This window comes from Mycobacterium sp. NPDC050441, assembly GCF_040655355.1.
GTDB lineage: Bacteria > Actinomycetota > Actinomycetes > Mycobacteriales > Mycobacteriaceae > Mycobacterium.
Window position 1 is genome coordinate 309,916 of record NZ_JBFAJS010000006.1, and the last position, 19,647, is coordinate 329,562.

A 19,647-nucleotide genomic window follows, 5' to 3' on the forward strand; every position below is an offset into this window, starting at 1 on the left:
CCAGGGAAGTCCCCGGGGATGTTATTGACCTCAATAATTGTTCAGGTTTTACCGTGATGCCTATGAGTATGGAAAGCGTGGCCAGACAGGCGCTGTATCGGCAGGCCCACGCGCGTGACGGTGACCTGCGGGCACTGGCCGACCGGCGGCTGTTGTCCCGGATCTGGCGGTTCGCCGCGCGCCACCACCGCAGGCTCGGTTGGTTCGTCGCGATCAGCGTGGTCAGCGCGGTGTTGACGGTGACGACGCCGGTGCTGGCCGGCCGTGTGGTCGACGCGATCACGCAGGGCGGCCCGGCGTCGACGGTGCTGCTGCTGGCCTGCAGTATCGCTGCGATCGCCGTCGCTGAAGCCGCGGTGGCCCTGCTGACCAGGTGGTTGTCGTCGAACATCGGTGAGGGTCTGATCCTGGATCTGCGCACCGCGGTGTTCGACCACGTGCAGCGGATGCCGGTGGCCTTCTTCACCCGCACCCGCACCGGCGCCCTGGTGAGCCGGTTGGGCAACGACGTGATCGGGGCGCAGCGGGCGTTCTCCGACACGCTCTCGGGCATCGTCGCGAACCTGGTGACCCTGACGTTGACACTGGTGGTGATGCTCAGCATCTCCTGGCAGATCACGCTGCTGTCGTTGGCGCTGCTGCCGTTGTTCGTGCTGCCCGCGCGTCGCATCGGTACCCGGATGGCCGGGCTGTCGCGGGAGGCGGCCACCCACAACGCCACGATGAACACCCAGATGACCGAGCGGTTCTCCGCCCCGGGCGCCACCCTGGTCAAGCTGTTCGGCAGTCCGGAACGTGAGTCCGGCGAGTTCGCGGTGCGCGCCGACCGGGTGCGTGACATCGGGGTCCGGACGGCGATGCTGCAGTCGACGTTCATGAACTCGCTGACCCTGATGTCGGCGCTCGCCCTGGCCTTGGTCTACGGGCTGGGCGGGGTGTTGGCGATCGGCGGGCAGTTGCAGGCCGGCGCGGTGGTGTCGCTGGCGCTGTTGCTGACCCGGCTGTATGCGCCGCTGACCGCCCTGGCCAACGCACGGGTCGAGATCGCCAGCGCGCTGGTGTCGTTCGAGCGGGTCTTCGAGGTACTGGACCTCGTGCCGCTGATCGCCGAGGAGCCTGACGCGGTCGAGGTCCCGGGCCAGAAAGAAGGCGCGCCGGTCTCGATCGAATTTCACGACGTCCGTTTCTCCTATCCGTCGGCGGACAAGGTGTCGCTGGCCTCGCTGGAGGAAGTGGCGACGCTCTCCGAAACCGACCTCAGGGGCGGGGACGAGGTGCTGCACGGCATTTCGTTCACCGCGGAGCCAGGGCAGATGGTGGCGCTGGTCGGTTCGTCGGGAGCGGGTAAGTCGACCATCGCGTCGCTGCTGGCCCGGCTCTACGACGTCGACTCCGGATCCATCACCCTCAACGGCGCCGATGTGCGCGACGTGACGTTCGCGTCGCTCAAGGACACCGTGGGCATGGTGACCCAGGACGGGCACCTGTTCCATGAGTCGATCCGCTCGAATCTCCTGCTGGCTGCTCCGCAAGCTCGATCCGATGTCGCCGCCGGGGCGGCTCCGGCCGAAGACCAGCTGTGGGACGCCCTGCGCCGGGCCCGGCTCGACGACGTGATCGCGGCGATGCCCGACGGCTTGGACACAGTTGTCGGTGAGCGCGGATACCGTCTGTCCGGAGGGCAGCGGCAGCGGTTGACCATCGCGCGCCTGCTGTTGGGACGATCGCGGGTGGTGGTGCTCGATGAGGCGACGGCGTCGCTGGACTCGGCCTCGGAGGCCGCTGTGCAGCAGGCCCTGGCCGAGGCACTGGACGGGCGCACCTCGATCGTCATCGCACACCGGTTGTCCACGGTCCGCGCCGCCGATCTCATCCTCGTCGTCGAGGACGGGCGCATCGTCGAGCGTGGCACCCACCGCGAACTGCTCGCCCGCGGCGGTCGGTACGCCGAGCTCTACGACACGCAGTTCGCCGAGGAGGTTCCGGCCGCGTGAGGTTAATCGTTTGCTTTTGATGGGAGGATTGATTCAGTGAGTCAAGCCGCGATCGCCCCATCTCCGAAGCGGATCCGGACCAGTTCAGATCTGTGGCGGCTGTTGCCCTATCTGTTGCCGTACCGGGCCCGCTGGATCGTGATGGTCGTGGTGGCGGTGGTCAGCCTGGCCGCCACGGTGGCGATTCCGCTGATGACCAAGGCCGTGATCGACGGCCCGGTGCGCCACCAGGATCCGCACGGGCTGTGGGTCCTGGGTTCGGCCGCCGTTGCGGTCGGAATCTCCGAGGCGGTGTTGTGGTTCATCCGGCGCTGGCTGGTGGCCCGCGCCACCATGGGCGTCGAGGCCGACATCCGCAAGGATCTCTATGCGCGGCTGCAGATCCTGCCGATGAGTTTCCACAGCCGCTGGCAGTCCGGGCAGCTGCTGTCGCGGGTGATGAACGATCTGTCGACCATCCGCCGGTTCCTGTCCTTCGGGTTGGTGTTCCTGATCCTCAACACCCTGCAGATCGTGGTGGTCACGTCGATCCTGCTGGCCATGTACTGGCCGCTGGGTGTCGTGGTGCTGGTGTCGATCGTGCCGATCACTTTGACGGTGCTGCATTTCGAGCGGGAGTACACCCGGTTGTCGCGGCTCGCGCAGGACCAGACCGGCCACGTCGCAACCCATGTCGAGGAGGCCGCGCTCGGGCTGCGGGTGGTCAAGGCGTTCGGCCGGGAGGACTACGTCTTCGATCGCTTCGACGAGCAGGCCACGCAGTTGTATGACACCCAGTTCGCCCGGGTGACCGTATCGGCGAAGTTCTGGACCCTCCTCGAGGTCATCCCGAACCTCACGCTGATCGTGGTGCTGGGTTTCGGTGCGTACGCGGCGGGCCATGGCCAGGTCACCATGGGCACACTGGTCGCGTTCATCACGATGATGCTGTCGCTGGTGTGGCCCATCGCGTCGCTGGGCTTTCTGTTGTCGATGACCCAGGAGTCGTTCACCGCCGCCAACCGGATCGCCGAGATCTTCGATGCCCCGGTAGATATCGCCGACGGCCCGGTGTCGCAGCCGCCGCGCGGTGGCCGCCTCGAATTACGCGACGTCGGCTTCAAATTCCCCGATGGTGACGAATGGGCCCTCCGGCATGTCGATGCGGTGGTCGAGCCGGGGCAGACGCTGGCGCTCGTCGGCGCGACAGGCTCGGGCAAATCGGTACTGGCCGCACTGTTCTCGCGGCTCTACGACGTCACCGAGGGCCAGATCCTGATCGACGGCCGCGATATCCGGGAGTTGAGCCTGGCGGCGCTGCGGCAGACCGTGGCCACGGCATTCGAGGATCCGACGTTGTTCTCGATGTCGGTGGCAGAAAACCTACGACTCGGCCGAGCAGATGCCACGGACGAGCAGATGGATCAGGCCATCGAGATCGCGGCCGCACAGTTCGTCTACGACCTGCCGTTCGGCCTGGACACCCGGATCGGGGAGCAGGGCATGAGCCTGTCCGGTGGGCAGCGCCAACGCCTTTCGCTGGCCCGGGCCATCCTGGCGGCGCCCAAGATCCTGGTGCTCGACGACACCCTGTCGGCGCTGGATGTTCACACCGAGGCCGTCGTGACCGAAGCGCTGGGCCGGGTTCTGCGTGGGGTGACGGGCATCATCGTCGCGCACCGGGCGTCAACTGTGCTTCTGGCCGACAAGGTCGCGCTGCTGGACAGGGTTGGTCCTTCAGGGGCAACCATCACCCACATCGGGACCCACGCCCAATTACTGGCGCAGGTACCGCAATACCGCTACCTGCTGGCCGCCGACGACCAACTCGACGACTCCAGTGAGCGCAGCTGCGAGTGGGAGGATGACGAGGCGTTGGGCCGGTTGGAGCGCGGGCACGCTGAGCGGGCAGCCATCGACGAAGTGGGCGAGCCACCACATCTCAGTGCGGAGGTGCAGCGCCGATGACCCTCACTGACTGGCGCGGACAGGTCACCGACGACCGCGACGGTGCCACCGACAGCGCAGGCAACGCCAACGCCCTCCCGATCGACGAAAGCGTGCCCCGGCGTCGTGAGGCCCGGGCGCTGCTGATGTCACTGCTGCGCCCCTACCGGCGGACGGTCGCGGTGCTGGCACTGGTGGTCGTTGTGGAAAACGCTGCCCGGCTTTCGGTTCCGATCCTGGTGCAGCGCGGTATCGACCGCGGCATCCCGCCGATCGTCGAGGGCGGTCCGGCCCGTGAGCTGATGCTCATCGTCGGGACGTTGTGCGTCGTGGTGATCGTGCAGGCGATCAGCCGGATGTTCTTCCTGCGGCGCTCCGGGCGGGTCGGGCAGCGGGTGCTCCTGGAGTTGCGCCGCCGGGTGTTCCGGCATTTCGGCAAGCTCGATGTGGCCTTCCACGATCGGTATACCTCGGGCCGGGTCGTCAGCCGGTCGACCAACGATGTCGAGGCCATCCAGGACATGCTGGAAACCGGTTTCGACAGCCTGATCACCGCGGTGCTGACGTTGTTCGGCACGGCAGTTCTGTTGGTGGCTCTCGATTGGCGCCTTGGCCTGATGTGTCTGGCGGCGTTCCCGATCCTGGTGGCCCTGGTGTGGTGGTTCCGCAACGAGTCGGGCAAGACCTATCGAGTGGTGCGCGAGAGTGCGGCCCTGGTGATCGTGCAGTTCGTCGAGACCATGACGGGCATCAAGGCCGTTCAGGCCTACCGGCGCGAGCCACGAAACCAGGAGATCTTCGACGATGTCGCCGATGGGTACCGGGCGATCAACGAGAAGACCTTCAAGCTGCTGGCGATCTTCATGCCCGGGGTCAAACTGGTCGGCAACCTCACCACCGGCGTGGTGCTGCTGTACGGCGGTTACCGGGTGCTGAACGGTGAGATGACGGTAGGCACGCTGGCCGCGTTCCTGCTCTACCTGCGGATGTTCTTCGAGCCGATGCAGGAGATCTCGCAGTTCTTCAACACCTTCCAGTCGGCATCCTCGGCGCTGGAGAAGCTGGCCGGGGTCCTGGCCCAGCAGCCCGCCATCGCCGATCCGGAGGTGCCGGTGGCGTTACCGGACCCCAAGGGCGACATCGCGTTTCACGACGTGCGGTTCGAGTACACAACCGGCCGGCCGGTGTTGCCGGGTCTTGAGCTCGCGGTGCCGGCCGGTCAGACCGTGGCATTGGTGGGTACCACCGGTGCGGGCAAGACCACCATCGCCAAGCTGATCGCCCGGTTCTACGACCCCAGCGCCGGGTCGGTGACGCTGGACGGGGTGGACCTGCGTGAGCTCGCGCAGTCCGAACTGCGCCGCCACGTCGTGATGGTCACCCAGGAGAACTTCATGTTCTCCGGGACGGTCGCCGACAACATCCGGTTCGGGCGGCCCGAGGCCACCGACGCGCAGGTGCGGGCGGCGGCCGCGGCGGTCGGCGCGGACCGGTTCATCGACGCGTTGCCCGACGGGTATGACACCGATGTGGCCAAGCGCGGCGGCCGCCTCTCGGCGGGGCAACGTCAGCTGGTGGCGTTCGCCCGGGCGTTCCTGGCCGACCCGGCGGTGCTGATCCTGGACGAGGCGACGTCCTCGCTCGACATCCCCAGTGAGCGAATGGTGCAGCGCGCGTTGGAAACCGTGCTGGCCGACCGCACCGCCCTGGTGATCGCGCACCGGCTTTCCACGGTGCAGATCGCAGACCGGGTGCTGGTGCTCGAGCACGGCCGCATCATCGAGGACGGGGCGCCGGCGGAGCTGATCGGCCGGGCCGACGGGGCCTACGCGGCGTTGCACCGGGCCTGGGTGGATTCCCTGGCCTGAGTCCGCAGGTGTCTAGCGCTCGGCAGTCACGTGCAGCACGGCGGCATAGCTCTTTGCGCCTGCGTCCGTGCCCATTCCGATGCGCACCGTGACGTCCCACTGCCCCGGCGCGGACAGGTCGATGACTCCGCTGTAGTCATCCGTGCCTGCGGGCACGGCCTCGACCCCTGTGCTGACCAGACCCAGCTGTGGCATGTGGGGTTCGAACCGCACCCACTCCGGCGTCGGTGTTTCGCCTGCGCTGCCCAGGATCTCGACGGTCAGCGAGCCGATCCCGACCTTGGGCGGATCGCCTTTCAACCGCACCAGGTACGGCCCCGCATCGGCTTCGGCGACGAGCGGCGGCCGTGGTTGCGGCCACAGCAGCCGCAGCGTGCCGCCGCCCACGGCGACGACGATGACGGCGATGCCCAGCCAGCGCAGGCGGTTCATGGTGGCGGCTACAGCTTCTCGATGTCGGGAAGCGCCCAGGTCTTGTCGAACAGGGCGGGTTTCGGGCCGTATAGCCGGAACAGCACCTCGAACCCGCCGTCGGGCCTTGTCGGGATCCAGTTGGACTCCTTGCCATTCGGTGCGGACGGGCCAAAGTAGATGTCGACGGATCCGTCGGGGTTCGTCACGAGGTCGGGTCGGTGGGAGGAGCGGCTCCCGTACGGCAGGTCGCGGATCAGTGCGTGGGTGCCACGGTCGTACACCGTCGCCGACCAGTAGAGCGAAACCGGCGCTTCCGCGGGCACCCGGAGCCGGTAGGTGGCGGCACCGTCGAAGGCCGCACCCTCGCGGTCGGCGATCGTCATCACGTAGAACTGGCCCTGGCCAAGATGTTTGGCGCTGAAGTAGATGAATGAGTACAGCAGGCCGCGGTCGTCGACGGGGTAGCTGGTCGGGTCGGCGAATCCACTCTGCATGCCCTGCACCACCTCCGGCGAGGCGGGCACGGCCCAGTGGGTTCCCTCGAAGTACGGCGGGGTGAAGAACTTCGGATAGTTGGCGTCGAGCCAGGCGTGCGCTTCGGAGGCGGCGGCCTCGAGCACTGACTTCAGCTCGGCGCTCGGTTCGAACAGCTTGCCTTGTTCGATGCCGATCGAGGCGAGCACCGAGATCATCACCCGGTCCCGTTGCAGCCACGGCTCACGTTGCACAAACTGATCGAGCAACTCGAAGAAGCGGAGTCCGTAGGGAATCGTGCTGTCGTACAACGCGTCCGATGCATCGAAGAAGGCGGTCGGTTCCGGCCCGGACAGCGGATAGCACTTGATGCGTTTGCCGTATTCGACGGCCGCAGCGACGTCCGCATCGTCGCTGGATGCGATGTTGGACCGCAGCGCACCGAATCCGGTGTACGTCGCCGACGGCATCGGAATGTGGCCGTCGGGGACCTCGCCGTCGAACCCGGGCGGCAGGATCAGGTACTTGCCACCTCTGCCCTTGTCGACCCCGGCGGGTCCGACGTCCTCGATCGCCTCCTGCCACGCGTTGTCCACCGACCCGGTGATCGAACCGCCTTCTGCGGGCGGAATTTCCAGCACCACCGGGCCGGCCTGGGTGTTGTAGAACGGGAAGAAGTAGAGCGTGTCCGGGTTGGGCGTGAGGGTCTGGTTCTTCCAATCCAGCAGTTTCGACCAGAACACCACCTGGTTGTCGCCCGCGCCGACTTCGACCGCTGCCTGACGCAGCAGCTCGAAGTTGACGGCGGGCATCCCCCAGATGACGGCCTGCACGGCACGGGAACGCACCAATGGGTCCATGCTCACGACGCTAATACCTCAACGCACCGTGTCGAAGAACGTCTTCACATCCTCGACGAACAGTTCCGGCTGCTCGAAGGCCGCGAAGTGCCCGCCACGGGGCATCGTCGTGAAGTGGGTGACGTTGTAGCCGGTCTCGCACCAACTACGCGGGGCACGCAGGATTTCCATCGGGAACGACGCGATCCCGGTGGGCAGGCCGACGTATTCGCCGCCGCCGAAGGTGTTGGCGCTCTCCCAGTACAGCCGGGCCGACGATGCCGCCGATGCGGTGAGCCAGTAGAGCATCACGTTGTCGAGCAGCTCGTCTTTGGACACCACGTTTTCGGGGTTTCCGTCGCAATCCATCCACGACCAGAACTTCTCCACGATCCACGCGAGCTGACCGACGGGGGAGTCGACCAGTCCGTAGCCGACGGTCTGCGGCCGGGTGGACTGCTGCTTCATGTAGCCCGAATCCCATTTGCGGTAGTAGTCGATGCGGGCCAGGGCCTTCTGCAGGTCCTCGGTCATCTCGCCGACGCCTTCGGCCGGCGGCTGCGCGATCGGCATGTTGACGTGAATGCCCACGCACGCCCCCACATTGCGGCCGATCTGCGTCGTCACGGCGGCACCCCAGTCGCCGCCCTGGGCGCCGTAGCGGGTGTAGCCCAGTCGCGTCATGAGGGTGTCCCAGGCCTCCGCGATCTTTCCGATGCCCCAACCGGTCGCACTCGGCTTGCCGGAGAACCCGTAGCCGGGCAGAGAGGGGCACACCACGTCGAACCCGGCCTCGGTCAGCGGCTCGATGACCTTGTGGAACTCGACGATGGATCCGGGCCAGCCGTGGGTGATCAGCAGCGGGAACGCATCCTCCCGTCCGGATCGCTGGTGGATGAAATGGATGTCGAGCCCGTCGATCTCGGTGGTGAAGTGGTCGAACCGGTTCAATGCGGCCTCACGGGCGCGCCAGTCGTACTCGTTGGCCCAGTAGGCGGCCAGGTTCTTCGTGTAGTCCAGCGGGATTCCCTGGGTCCAGTCCTCGACGCACTCGGCCTCGGGCCAGCGGGTCCGGTTCAGTCGCTGTTTGAGGTCGTCCAGGTCGGCGTCGGGGATTGCGATGCGGAAGGGGTTGATCTGAGCCATGGCTCCCAATCTGCCAGAGGGAGCTGCGGAGGTCAGGGAATCTGGCGTAGCCGCCGGGCCTTGGACACCGCCTCGTGGCGGTTGCGCGCCCCGAGTTTGGCCGCCGCGCTGCGCAGGTAACTCTTCACCGTTTCGGGCTTGAGTGAAAGCCGCTGGGCTGCTTCGGCGTTGGTGCATCCCAGGGCGACCTGCGCCAGCACGTCGACCTCGCGGACGGTCAAGGGGGCGCTCGCCGGCGGGTCACCGCGCAACGCCACCGCCAACCGGTCGGCGAGCTCGCGTAGCGGCCCGGCCAGGTCCGGGGTGTCGGCGGCCAGCCGGCGCAGGTCGGCGTGCACCTCACGGATCTGCTCGGCGTCGGCCGGTGTGTCGGCGAAGTTGGTCAGCGCGGCCTCCCGCATCCGCATGCGGCGGTCCACCTCGTCGCGGACGCGTAGCTCGTCGCTCAACCGCTGCGCCGAGGCCACCATCGCGGCCGCGGTGCGATCGCCGATCGGCGCACTGGTGCGGTGGGCTCCGTACAGCACGGCCCGGGCTGTGCCGTCGACGACCACCGGCACGGCCAGGATCGAACGGATTCCCTCGGACAGCACGGGCTCGTCGTAGTCGTGGGTGATGCTCGAGGCACGCCGGTAGTCGGGCACCGAGATCGGGCGGCGCGACGCCAGGCTCGCCCCGCCCAGCCCGGCGCGGGGCAGCACCGCGAGCCCGCGCATGGCGCCGGTGCGGGTGCCGAAGAACTCGCTCAGCAGCAGGGTGTCCTCGTGTACCTGTCCGCCGAAGGCCAGCGGGAGCCCGGTGTCGGCGGCCATGCGGCGCAGTTCGGAGCGCACCGCGTCGGCGTCACGAGGCCGCAGCAGCCAGGGGCGCATTGCAGGTACCCACTTTCGGGGGTAGCGGTCGGGCGAGTGTGACGTAGAGCATAACTGTCATGAATGTCGTCGCGAGCAACACAGACCGCTACCGCGGTGCCCGTGACCAGCTGGTCGCCGCCATCGCGGATTACGGCCGGGCGGTCGAGGAGTTCGCCTGGCCGCAGATCAGCGGCACCTTCAACTGGGCTGTCGACTGGTTTGACGCCATCGCCAGGGGCAACGACCGCACGGCGCTGTGGATCGTCGAGGAGGACGGCTCCGAGCAGCGGGTCACCTTTGCCGAGATGGCGCAGCGGTCCGACAGCGTCGCGGCCTGGCTGCAGGGCCTCGGGGTGGGCAAGGGCGACCGGGTGCTGTTGATGCTCGGCAATCAGGTCGAGTTGTGGGAGGCCATGCTGGCCATCGCCAAGCTGGGTGCGGTCATCATGCCGACCACCGGGGCGCTCGGGTCGGCGGATCTGTCCGATCGCCTCACGCGCGGCGGCGCGCGGTTCGTCATCGCCAACACCGCCGATGCGGTCAAGTTCGCCGAGGTGCCCGGCGACTACGTGCGGATCGCGGTCGGTGAGACGCCGGCAGGCTGGCACCGCTACGCCGACGCGCAGGACGCGGCACCGCAGCGGTTCGAGGCGTGCACCACGGTCGACGACCCGATGCTCATCTACTTCACCTCCGGTACGACGAGCAAGCCGAAATTGGTCGAGCATTCCCAGGTGTCCTATCCGGTCGGGCACCTGACCACGATGGCCTGGATCGGCGTCAAACCCGGTGATGTGCACCTGGCGATCAGCTCGCCCGGCTGGGCCAAGCACGCCTGGAGCTGTTTCTTCGCGCCGTGGATCGCCGAGGCGACGATCTTCGTCTACAACTACGCGCGCTTCGATGCGGCGGCGCTGCTGGGCCAGTTGCGCCGGGCCGGGGTCAACACGTTCTGTGCCCCGCCGACGGTGTGGCGCATGCTGATCCAAGCCGACCTGGGTGAGCGGCCCGAGGGGCTGCGGGAAATCCTCGGCGCCGGTGAGCCGTTGAACCCCGATGTGATCGCTCAGGTCGAAAAGGCCTGGGGGCTGACGATCCGTGACGGCTTCGGCCAGACCGAGTCGTCGCTGCTGGTCGGCAACACCCCGGGGCAGCCGGTGAAGCCCGGTTCGATGGGCCGGCCGATGCCGGGGGTGCCGGTGGTGCTGGTGGACCCGATCAGCGGGGAGCTTGCCGACGAGGGCGAGATCTGTCTGGATCTCAGCGAGCGCCCGCGCAACCTGATGACGGGCTATCTCGGTGACCCGCAACGCAATGAAGCCGTGATGGCCGGCGGCTACTACCACACCGGCGACGTGGCCTCCCGCGACGCCGACGGCTACATCACCTACATCGGCCGCACCGACGACGTGTTCAAGTCCAGCGATTACAAGGTCTCGCCGTTCGAGTTGGAGAGCGTGCTGATCGAGCATCCGGCCGTGGTCGAGGCCGCGGTGGTGCCGCAACCCGACGACACCCGGCTGGCGGTGCCCAAGGCCTATCTTGCGCTCGCGGAGGGCTGGGAAGCCAACGCGGACACGGCAAAAGACGTCATGGCCTATGCCCGTGACCATCTCGCGCCGTATCTCAAGGTGCGCCGAGTCGAGTTCGTCGACCTGCCCAAGACGGTCTCGGGCAAGATCCGCCGCGTCGAGCTGCGCAAGCGTGAGGACGCGGCTCACGCAGCGGGCGAACCGATTTCCACCGAATACCGATACGAGGATCTTGTGGAATGAATACGGCGATGAGTTCCTATGACACCGGCCCCACGGATGTACCCGTGCTCGAAGAGACGATCGGGGCGAACTTCGAGCGGATGGTGGCGGCCGGACCGCACGCCGACGCGCTGGTCGAGGTGGCGACCCGACGGCGCTGGACCTACACCGAACTCAACGCCGAGGTCGACAAGGTGGCCCGGGGGCTCATGGCCCTCGGTGTGGCCAAGGGCGATCGCGTCGGGATCTGGGCGCCCAACTGCGCCGAGTGGGTGATCCTGCAACTCGCGACGGCCAAGATCGGGGCAATCCTGGTCAACATCAATCCGGCCTACCGCACCCATGAGTTGGCGTATGTGCTCAAGCAGTCCGGGATACGAACGCTGGTGTCGGCCACCGCGTTCAAGTCCTCGGACTACGTGACGATGGTGGCCGAGGTGCAGGCGGAGTGTCCAGCGCTGAAAGACATCATCTTTCTGGGCACCCTGGATTGGGACCAGCTGTCTATCGAGCAGGTCGGCGAGGACCAGTTGCGCGCCCGGACCGCGGAGTTGTCCAACACCGATCCGATCAACATCCAATACACCTCGGGGACAACCGGATTCCCCAAGGGCGCGACGCTGAGCCATCGCAACATCCTCAACAACGGGTTCTTCGTCGGCGGGTTGATCAACTTCGGAGTCGGTGACCGGGTGTGTATCCCGGTGCCGTTCTATCACTGCTTCGGCATGGTGATGGGCAATCTCGGGGCGTTGACAAATGGTGCGACGATCGTGATCCCGGCGCCGGGATTCGATCCCGGGATCACGTTGGCCGCAGTCGAGGCGGAGCAGTGCACCGCGCTGTACGGGGTGCCGACGATGTTCATCGCGATGCTCGGTCATCCCGACTTCGCCAAGTTCGACCTGTCCTCGCTGCGCACCGGCATCATGGCGGGTTCGGTGTGCCCCGTCGAGGTGATGAAGCGGGTGGTGGCCGATATGCACATGGCCGAGGTGGCCATCTGCTACGGCATGACCGAGACCTCGCCGGTGTCGTGTCAGACCTTGGTCGATGACGATCTGGAGCGTCGCACCGCCACCATAGGCCGGGCCCATCCACACCTCGAGGTCAAGATCGTGGACCCCGATACCGGTGAGACCGTCGAGCGCGGACAGCCCGGGGAGTTCTGCACCCGCGGGTATTCGGTGATGCTCGGCTATTGGAATGAGGAGGCCAAGACTCGTGAGGCCATCGATTCCGAGGGCTGGATGCATACCGGGGATCTGGCGGTGATGCGCGAGGACGGCTACTGCGCAGTGGTGGGCCGGATCAAGGACATGGTGATCCGGGGCGGGGAGAACGTGTACCCGCGGGAGGTCGAGGAATTCCTGTACACCCACCCCGACATCGACGATGCGCAGGTGATCGGGGTTCCCGATGCGAAATACGGCGAGGAGATCTGCGCCTGGATCCGGATGAAACCGGGCCGCACCCCGTTGGATGCCGAAGCGGTACGGGCCTTCGCCGCGGGCAAACTGGCCCACTACAAGATTCCACGGTATGTGCATGTGGTGGACGAATTCCCGATGACGATCACCGGCAAGATCCGCAAGGTCGATATGCGCGACGAAAGCGTCAAGCTGCTCGGGCTCGACCCCGGATAACCGGGACGACTCAGCCCCAGCGCTTGATCACATCGCCCACCGGCTTACCGGTCGCCAGCGCGGCCATCATCAGCACCCGCGCCTGGCTCGGCCGCAGGTGGGGAACCATCACCGCGCCGGCCTTGACCATGTCGTCACCCGGACCGTATTCGGCGATGACCTCCCCGTCCGGGACACGGCTGGAGATTCCGAAGGCCACGCCGGCCGGCGCGTGGCGGCGCACCGCGTCCACCACGCCGTCACCGGCGTTGCCGGATCCCAGTGCCTCCAGGATGATTCCGCGTGCTCCGGCGGCCACGGCGGCATCGATGGGTCCGGCGCCGTCGCCGGGATAGGCCGCGACGACGTTGACCCGCGGCGCACTGACCGCCGGCACCTCACCGAGGAACGGCCGCTGCGCGGGGTGGTCCAGCGTGAAGGTGTTGCCGGCGACGGACCCGATCGGCGGGGTACCGCCGAACGCATGGAGATCCTGGGTGTTCACCTTGTGGGTCCCCAAGGCCTGAAACACATCCCCGGCGAACGTGATCATCACGCCCTGGTCGCGGGCGGCGGGACTGGACGCCACGGTCAGCGCGTTGCGCAGGTTTGTCGGCCCGTCGGCATCCGGGGCATCGGAACTGCGTTGCGCCCCGGTCAGCACGATCGGGGCGGGTCCGTTGTAGGTGACGTCCAGCCACATCGCGGTGTCTTCCATGGTGTCGGTGCCGTGGGTGATCACCACGCCGGAAGCGCCGTCGGCCACTGCTTTCTCGGCGGCCGTTCCGATCGCATCCCAATCTGCGGGTGTCAGCTGTGAACTGTCCTTCTTCATCACATCCATGACCTCGACGTCCAGGCCGGCCGCCAGGTCGGCCCCGCTGACCGTCGGGCGGCGCACGCCGTTGGCATCGGTGCTCGTCGCGATGGTCCCACCGGTGGTGATCACGACGACTTTGCCCGCCGTCGATTCGCCCTTGGCGCTGTCCGGGTTCGTCGTCCCCTCGGTCGAGTTCGTGTTGGTCGAACAAGCGGACGTGAGCGCGACCGCGAGAAGGAATGTGCCGATCGCCAATCGCGACCGGGCCGGGCGGGCTGCGAAGTTCGTCATACGGCAGACGCTACGGCGATAGGGGAACACGTACCGGGGTTTTGGCAGCTCATCCGGGTTTCGGGAGCGCCGACAAGCGATTGCTGCGACGATGGTGGTCATGTCGGCCGCACAAGCCTGCAGTGTTCTCGGGCGGCGGACGTGTGCGCTTTTGGCCGTGGGTTCGGCAGGGCTGCACGTGGCGATGCTCGGCGCGACCGCCAATCCGGTGGCCGCCGCGGTGCTCGCGGCGATGATCGTGGGTTGCCTGTACTGCGCCCGTCATCTGTGGCGGCGCGGCACTTCCGGCGTCTGGTGCACGATCGCGTTGATGAGCCTGGCGATGATCGCCCTGCACACCCCGATGCCCATGCATCACCATGGCGTGGTGGCCCCCGTGCAGACCTCGGCGGTGATGACGACGGCGACGCTGCTGGCTCTGCTCGAGGTGGTCGTCGCCGCGGCCGTGCTGGCCTACACAACCAGGCACCGCTCGGTGATCAGCCCGTCGGCGGGATGAACTGGCTCAGGACCAGCCGGGCGCCCTGTGGGTCCTGGATCAGAGCGGTGTTCGTCCACTCGGTGTCCGCGCTGGAAACCACGGCAGCGCCGAGTTTCTCGGCCAGTCCCGCGGCTTCGTCACGGTTCGCCACCGCGAATACCACCTGCCAGTGCTCGGGCTGCTGCTCGTCGGGTAACTGGCCGGTCCAGCCGACCGCGTCGGAGAACCCGGGCGGGGTACCAGCAGTGGCATGACGTTCCTTGATGCCGGGGTCGACGGTGGCGGCGAGGTGGTCGCCGTATCCCGGCCGCCGGATCATCGTCGCGAAGCCGGCTCCGTCCAACTCCCAGCCGAACAAGGGCGAGTAGAACGCCGCGGCGGCCTGCGGGTCTGTTGTCTGCAGGTTGCTGAAATTCCAGGTTCCGGGAACGTTGACCAGCTGGGCACCGGGGCGCCGCCGCGGCTGCCACAGCTTGAAGTGTGCGCCGCGAGGATCGACACAACCGGCTTGCCGCCCACCGGGTCCCGCGTCGACGGGGCTGCTCGTCACGGTCCCGCCGGCGGCCGTCACCGCCGTGGCCGTCGTGTCTGCATCGGCTACCGCGACATAGGTGTTCCAGGTGATCTCGTCACCGGTCTGCGCGGACGCGATCGCCGCGACGTCCTGACCGTCCAGCGTGGCGATCAGATAGGACTCCTCGGTGTCGTCGGGCAGCACGTCCTCGAACGTCCAGCCGAACAGCCGACCGTAAAAGTCCTGGGCGGCAGCTACATCCTGCTGGTCGGTATCCACCCAGCAGGGCACCCCGGGCGGATAGGTCCTTGACTCGGTCACCTGCCCATCGTCGCACCGCCGTGCCGGAGCTCAGGCCTCCAACTCCCCGGCGATCCCGCGCTCGATGGCGGCCCGGGTGCCGGCCGGCAGCACGATGAGCCCGTCGAGCTCCTTCTGCGCCCGTGCATAGGCGCTGCGGCGTTCGTCGGGGGTCGCGCCGTCGTCGGAGGCGAGCCGCAGCAGTTGTTGGGCCCGGGCGATGCGTTCCTGGGCCGCCTCCGAGAAGTCGCTGCGCCGCCTGCGGACCGCCTCGGCCTCGGCGATGTCGAAGGCCGTCACATAGTCGTGCACGGCGTCGCGGTACTCGAGCTGGGCGGCGCGGTCGTCGAGCAGGTCCTCGGCATTCTCGGGCCGCAGCAGCTCGGCACGGCCGCGCGCCCGGTGAAACGCGATCGTCAATGGATCCCGCATATCCGTCATCAGCGGGAAGTCCAGCAGTTTGGCGATATCGATCTCGTAGTCGAGCCACCGTTCGTTGGTCCGGTCGTGTTGCGTGAGCACCTTGGTCAGCTCCCGCTGGTATGCGGCGTCCGCCGATTTGGCCGTACCGGCGGCCCGGGCAAGCTCGATTTTCGTCTGCTGCTTGATGCGGTAACGCTCCAGCCGTCGTTGGGCCCGGCGCTCGTTGGCAGCGGCGACGGCCCTGATGCCGCCGCCGATCACTCCGCCCAGCGGGAAGATCAGCCACCAGAAGTTCCCTGCGAACTGCCACAGAGGTTCCACGAATCCAGAATGCCATCGACTCCGCCGTGACCCCCGGCGGAGTCGATGGCACCTCAGCTGTTCAGAACCATTGACCGAACTTTCGGATGTAGATCGTCTTCATGGTCTGAGCGACGACGCAATACGACACCAGAGTCGCGACCAGCCAGGGAAAGTACTGCCATGGCAGCGGCTGCAATCCGACGGCCGTGCCCAGTGGCGAGAACGGGATGAGGATCCCGAGCACGCACACCGTTCCCGTCGCCAGCAGCACCGGCAACGCTGCAGTGCTCTGGATGAACGGGATCTTCCGGGTTCGCAACATGTGAACGACCAGTGTCTGCGAGAGCAGGCTTTCGATGAACCAACCCGATTGGAACAGCGATTGCATCTCGGGTGAGTTGGCGGCGAAGACAAACCACATCACCGCGAAGGTGGTGATGTCGAAGATCGATGACGTCGGCCCCATCCAGATCATGAAACGACGGATGTTCCTGGCGTCCCACTTGCGAGGCTTGAGCAGAAACTCCTTGTCCATCCGGTCCCACGGCAGGGCCAGCTGGGAGATGTCGTACAGCAGGTTCTGGATCAGCAGGTGGATCGCCAGCATGGGCAGGAATGGGATGAAGGCGCTGGCCACCAATACCGAGAACACGTTGCCGAAGTTCGAACTGGCGGTCATGTTCAGGTATTTGATGATGTTGCCGAATGTTTCGCGGCCCTTGACCACACCCTCTTCGAGCACCATCAGGCTCTTCTCGAGCAGGATGATGTCCGCTGATTCCTTGGCGATATCGGTGCCGGTGTCGACCGAGATGCCCACGTCCGCATCGCGCAGCGCCGGTGCGTCGTTGATGCCGTCGCCCAGGAAACCGACCGTGTGCCCGTTGGCCTGCAGTGCCCGCAGTACCCGGGACTTCTGCATCGGCGTCAGCTTCGCGAAAACGGTTCTTTCGTCGACGATTCGGCCCAGCGCCTCATCGTCGAGGGTGTCGATTTCGCGGCCGAGAACGGGTTGGCCGGGATCGAGTCCCACCTCCTGACAGATCTTGGCGCTGACCACCTCGTTGTCGCCGGTGAGGACCTTCACCGTCACGCCGTGCTCGGCGAGTGCGGTGATGGCCGGGGCGGCCGTCTCTTTCGGTGGATCGAGGAAGGTGAGAAAGCCGCGGACGACGAGGTCCTTCTCGGCATCGACGCTGTATCGGTGCGTGCGCTGAATGCGGGGGATCTCGCGCGTGGCCACCAACAGCACCCGGAACCCGTCGCGGTTGTACGCGCGCGCTGTTTCGGCGAGCGTCTTGCGGTCGACGTCGGTGAGCGGCCGGCAAGCGGTGCCGTCGGACACTTGGGTGGACACCGCCAGCATTTCCTCGACGGCTCCCTTGCAGACCAGCAAGTGATTCCGGTCGACGTCCTGGACGACGACCGACAGCCGGCGCCGCTCGAAGTCGAACGGAAGTTCGTCGACCTTGCGGTACGCGGAGGCGGCGATCAGCGTTTCGGGCGTCCCGTCGGCGAAGTGCAGGACAGCACGGTCCATCAGATTCTTGACACCACTCTGGTGAAAGCTGTTGAGCCAGGCCAGGGCCAGCACGTTGTCGTCTCGATCGCCCCGGATGTCCGCGTGGTGCTCGAGGATGATCCGGTCCTGGGTGAGCGTCCCGGTCTTGTCGGTGCACAGCACGTCCATGGCGCCGAAGTTCTGGATGGCATTGAGGCGCTTGACCACAACCTTGCGACGCGACAACGCGACAGCACCCTTGGCGAGATTGGACGACACGATCATCGGCAGCATCTCCGGGGTGAGCCCTACCGCAACGGCAAGCGCGAACAGGAACGCCGCGGGCCAGTCGCCCTTGGTGAAACCGTTGATCAGCAACACGATGGGCACCATCACCAACATGAAGCGGATCAGCAGCCAGCTGACGCTGTTGACACCCCGGTCGAAGGCCGTCTCCGCACGCGAACCGACGATCGTCTTGGCCAGCGATCCGAAATAGGTGTGTACACCGGTCGATACGACGACCGCCGTGGCCGTACCGCTCACCACATTGGTGCCCATCAAACAGATGCCCGGCAGGTCGAGCAGGCCGGCCTCGTCGTCGGCGACGACGGTCGCGGATTTCTGCGCCACGTCGCCGAGAGTGTCGTACTTCTCGACCGGGAGGGCCTCACCGGTCAGCGCTGCCTGGCTGACGAACAGATCGCGGGATTCGAGCAGGCGGATGTCGGCGGGAATCATGTCGCCGGCCGACAGTTGCACGATGTCGCCGGTGACGATCTGCGCCATCGGGATCTCCATGAGTTCGGGCGTGGCACCCGGGGCGGCCCGGCGCCGGACAGTTGCGGTATTCCGCACCATCGCCTTCAGCGTCTCGGCCGCCTTGCCCGAGCGGTACTCCTGCCAGAACCTCAGCAGGGCGCTGAGCGCGACCATGGTCAGGATGATCAGCACACCGGTGTAGTCCGCGTCCTGTCCGTCGCGCATCGGAAGGTAGATGTCGGTCACCGAGCTGATGGCCGCCAGCACCACGAGTACCGCGATGAACGGGTTCTTGAAGGCCTCCAGGAATTGGAGGATCGCGGGCGGCGCTTTGTCGTGGGCGACCTCGTTGGGGCCGTCGACGGCGAGACGTTCGGCGGCATCCTCGATGGTCAGGCCGTCGAGGTGGCCTCTCACATTCGCCAGCGTGAGGTCCACATCGTTGTGTGCTTCAGCGGCCGCGCGCAGGGACAGGCTGTGGCCGTCGCGCTTGGTGGGGGTCAGAGCGAATTGTTCGACAGCGGTGTTCATCCGGCTGCTCCTGTCGGTGGTCAGCGCGCACCACAAGTCGCACCGAATCGGCTGGGGAAAACCAGGATTCGGCGGACTTGAGGGTGATGCGCAGTATGGAAGGTGTCAGTTCACGTCGGTAGTTACGTGAAAGATGATCGAATCAAAGGGATCTGGGATTGCTCGGTTACCGAGCGGTGTGCGAGCCGCCCCCCAGGGACGCGGTCAGGACCGCCACCGGAGTGTTGCTCATCCTCAGGTTGTGCCGCTCCTGCGGGGTCAGCGACGCACGCGTGTGAATCCACGCGATCGGGCCCTTGACCAAGCCGTGAGCATGACGAAGAAAGGTGTTGCGCTGCATCGGATCATCTCCAGTTGAATCGGAGCTCTCCGCGTCGACAGGCATGCGGCGGCCGGCCACCGCGGGTGTCCGGGGTGGTGGATCTACGCAGTCATCGACAGCGGAAAGGTGTTTATGGACAGACGTTTTCGAATCGGACTGGGATACGGACTGTCACTCGACGTCATGTCGTCGTCACCTCCTCGCTGTCGGGCGCACGCGACGCCGCTGGTCTTGACGCCATCGTCAGATGCGAACGCGCTGAAGAGGAAGTTGGGCACATGGCCAAACGCGCCGGACGGCGCGAGCACTCCCTCATCAGAGCTTTGGCACTACACGACGTGTCCCACCAGAGGTGGGAAGCCACTTCGGGTCATCCCTTAGGCCGGGAAGACCTGTCCTAACCCTGGGCGTCTCTCGACGTCGTCGGATCAGTGGCCTGTGTTCGCATAGGAGCCTCACCTAACGAAGCGCGGGTTTCATTGGAAACCCTACACCGGGGGATTGT

At 66.5% G+C, this 19,647-nt stretch carries 14 protein-coding genes and 1 riboswitch; of the genes, 6 read left to right on the top strand and 8 right to left on the bottom strand.

The window, feature by feature from the left end; translation table 11 throughout:
- The first annotated feature begins 62 nt into the window (after nt 1–62).
- Genes AB0I14_RS19905 through AB0I14_RS19915 form a run of 3 tightly spaced genes read left to right on the top strand, consistent with a single transcriptional unit; the run spans nt 63 to nt 5,788 of the window.
- Nucleotides 63–1,994, top strand: a complete 1,932-nt coding sequence (locus AB0I14_RS19905) for an ABC transporter ATP-binding protein (protein ID WP_358025114.1) — start codon at nt 63–65, stop codon at nt 1,992–1,994.
- Nucleotides 1,995–2,030: 36 nt separating this feature from the next.
- Nucleotides 2,031–3,941, top strand: a complete 1,911-nt coding sequence (locus AB0I14_RS19910; protein ID WP_358025116.1) for an ABC transporter ATP-binding protein — start codon at nt 2,031–2,033, stop codon at nt 3,939–3,941.
- Nucleotides 3,938–5,788, top strand: coding sequence for an ABC transporter ATP-binding protein (locus AB0I14_RS19915; RefSeq protein ID WP_358025118.1), 1,851 nt, complete (start codon nt 3,938–3,940; stop codon nt 5,786–5,788). Before AB0I14_RS19910 ends, AB0I14_RS19915 begins: the two co-directional genes overlap by 4 nt.
- Before the next feature lie 12 nt (nt 5,789–5,800).
- Here the strand turns inward: AB0I14_RS19915 and AB0I14_RS19920 are convergent, their stop codons facing one another.
- From AB0I14_RS19920 to AB0I14_RS19935, 4 genes are read right to left on the bottom strand one after another with little or no spacing between them, the layout of a single operon-like run.
- The gene (locus AB0I14_RS19920; protein WP_358025120.1) at nt 5,801–6,220 is read right to left on the bottom strand and encodes a hypothetical protein; all 420 of its coding nucleotides are present in this window, start codon (nt 6,218–6,220) and stop codon (nt 5,801–5,803) included.
- An 8-nt stretch (nt 6,221–6,228) separates the two neighbouring features.
- The gene (locus AB0I14_RS19925) at nt 6,229–7,536 is read right to left on the bottom strand and encodes a DUF1254 domain-containing protein (protein ID WP_358025122.1); all 1,308 of its coding nucleotides are present in this window, start codon (nt 7,534–7,536) and stop codon (nt 6,229–6,231) included.
- Between the two features lie 18 nt (nt 7,537–7,554).
- Complete coding sequence (locus tag AB0I14_RS19930; RefSeq protein WP_358025124.1) at nt 7,555–8,661, bottom strand: epoxide hydrolase family protein; 1,107 nt, start codon at nt 8,659–8,661, stop codon at nt 7,555–7,557.
- 32 nt (nt 8,662–8,693) lie between these two features.
- Complete coding sequence (locus tag AB0I14_RS19935; protein ID WP_358025126.1) at nt 8,694–9,533, bottom strand: LuxR C-terminal-related transcriptional regulator; 840 nt, start codon at nt 9,531–9,533, stop codon at nt 8,694–8,696.
- Nucleotides 9,534–9,592: 59 nt separating this feature from the next.
- Between AB0I14_RS19935 and AB0I14_RS19940 the strand changes: the two genes are divergently transcribed.
- Together AB0I14_RS19940 and AB0I14_RS19945 are read left to right on the top strand one after the other, a co-directional pair.
- On the top strand, nt 9,593–11,290 hold the full coding sequence (locus AB0I14_RS19940) for an AMP-binding protein (RefSeq protein WP_358025128.1): 1,698 nt from the start codon (nt 9,593–9,595) through the stop codon (nt 11,288–11,290).
- Between the two features lie 8 nt (nt 11,291–11,298).
- Nucleotides 11,299–12,915: an AMP-binding protein gene (locus AB0I14_RS19945; RefSeq protein WP_358025130.1), complete on the top strand. Its 1,617-nt coding sequence runs from the start codon at nt 11,299–11,301 to the stop codon at nt 12,913–12,915.
- Nucleotides 12,916–12,925: 10 nt separating this feature from the next.
- Here the strand turns inward: AB0I14_RS19945 and AB0I14_RS19950 are convergent, their stop codons facing one another.
- The gene (locus AB0I14_RS19950; RefSeq protein WP_358025132.1) at nt 12,926–14,005 is read right to left on the bottom strand and encodes an asparaginase; all 1,080 of its coding nucleotides are present in this window, start codon (nt 14,003–14,005) and stop codon (nt 12,926–12,928) included.
- Between the two features lie 100 nt (nt 14,006–14,105).
- Here AB0I14_RS19950 and AB0I14_RS19955 point away from each other — a divergent pair, with 100 nt between their 5' ends.
- Complete coding sequence (locus AB0I14_RS19955) at nt 14,106–14,504, top strand: hypothetical protein (protein WP_358025134.1); 399 nt, start codon at nt 14,106–14,108, stop codon at nt 14,502–14,504.
- Here AB0I14_RS19955 and AB0I14_RS19960 read toward each other — a convergent pair.
- The 3 genes from AB0I14_RS19960 to mgtA all read right to left on the bottom strand — a co-directional run bounded on the left by AB0I14_RS19960 (nt 14,485) and on the right by mgtA (nt 18,820).
- Entirely contained in the window at nt 14,485–15,321 is an 837-nt protein-coding gene (locus AB0I14_RS19960; RefSeq protein WP_358025136.1) for a VOC family protein, read from the bottom strand. The two genes, AB0I14_RS19955 and AB0I14_RS19960, sit on opposite strands and share 20 nt — an antisense overlap.
- Nucleotides 15,322–15,351: 30 nt before the next feature.
- On the bottom strand, nt 15,352–16,044 hold the full coding sequence (locus tag AB0I14_RS19965; RefSeq protein ID WP_358025138.1) for a hypothetical protein: 693 nt from the start codon (nt 16,042–16,044) through the stop codon (nt 15,352–15,354).
- Between the two features lie 61 nt (nt 16,045–16,105).
- Nucleotides 16,106–18,820, bottom strand: coding sequence for a magnesium-translocating P-type ATPase (gene mgtA, locus AB0I14_RS19970; protein ID WP_358025140.1), 2,715 nt, complete (start codon nt 18,818–18,820; stop codon nt 16,106–16,108).
- A 623-nt stretch (nt 18,821–19,443) separates the two neighbouring features.
- Nucleotides 19,444–19,616, bottom strand: a riboswitch (M-box (ykoK) riboswitch).
- Nucleotides 19,617–19,647: the final 31 nt, after the last annotated feature.

Coding starts and splice junctions, on each gene's coding strand:
- AB0I14_RS19905 (WP_358025114.1), top strand. CDS start 63: ATGAGTATGGAAAGCGTGGCCAGACAGGCGCTGTATCGGCAGGCCCAC.
- AB0I14_RS19915 (WP_358025118.1), top strand. CDS start 3,938: ATGACCCTCACTGACTGGCGCGGACAGGTCACCGACGACCGCGACGGT.
- AB0I14_RS19920 (WP_358025120.1), bottom strand. CDS start 6,220: ATGAACCGCCTGCGCTGGCTGGGCATCGCCGTCATCGTCGTCGCCGTG.
- AB0I14_RS19925 (WP_358025122.1), bottom strand. CDS start 7,536: ATGGACCCATTGGTGCGTTCCCGTGCCGTGCAGGCCGTCATCTGGGGG.
- AB0I14_RS19930 (WP_358025124.1), bottom strand. CDS start 8,661: ATGGCTCAGATCAACCCCTTCCGCATCGCAATCCCCGACGCCGACCTG.
- AB0I14_RS19935 (WP_358025126.1), bottom strand. CDS start 9,533: ATGCGCCCCTGGCTGCTGCGGCCTCGTGACGCCGACGCGGTGCGCTCC.
- AB0I14_RS19940 (WP_358025128.1), top strand. CDS start 9,593: ATGAATGTCGTCGCGAGCAACACAGACCGCTACCGCGGTGCCCGTGAC.
- AB0I14_RS19945 (WP_358025130.1), top strand. CDS start 11,299: ATGAGTTCCTATGACACCGGCCCCACGGATGTACCCGTGCTCGAAGAG.
- AB0I14_RS19950 (WP_358025132.1), bottom strand. CDS start 14,005: ATGACGAACTTCGCAGCCCGCCCGGCCCGGTCGCGATTGGCGATCGGC.
- AB0I14_RS19955 (WP_358025134.1), top strand. CDS start 14,106: ATGTCGGCCGCACAAGCCTGCAGTGTTCTCGGGCGGCGGACGTGTGCG.
- mgtA (WP_358025140.1), bottom strand. CDS start 18,820: ATGAACACCGCTGTCGAACAATTCGCTCTGACCCCCACCAAGCGCGAC.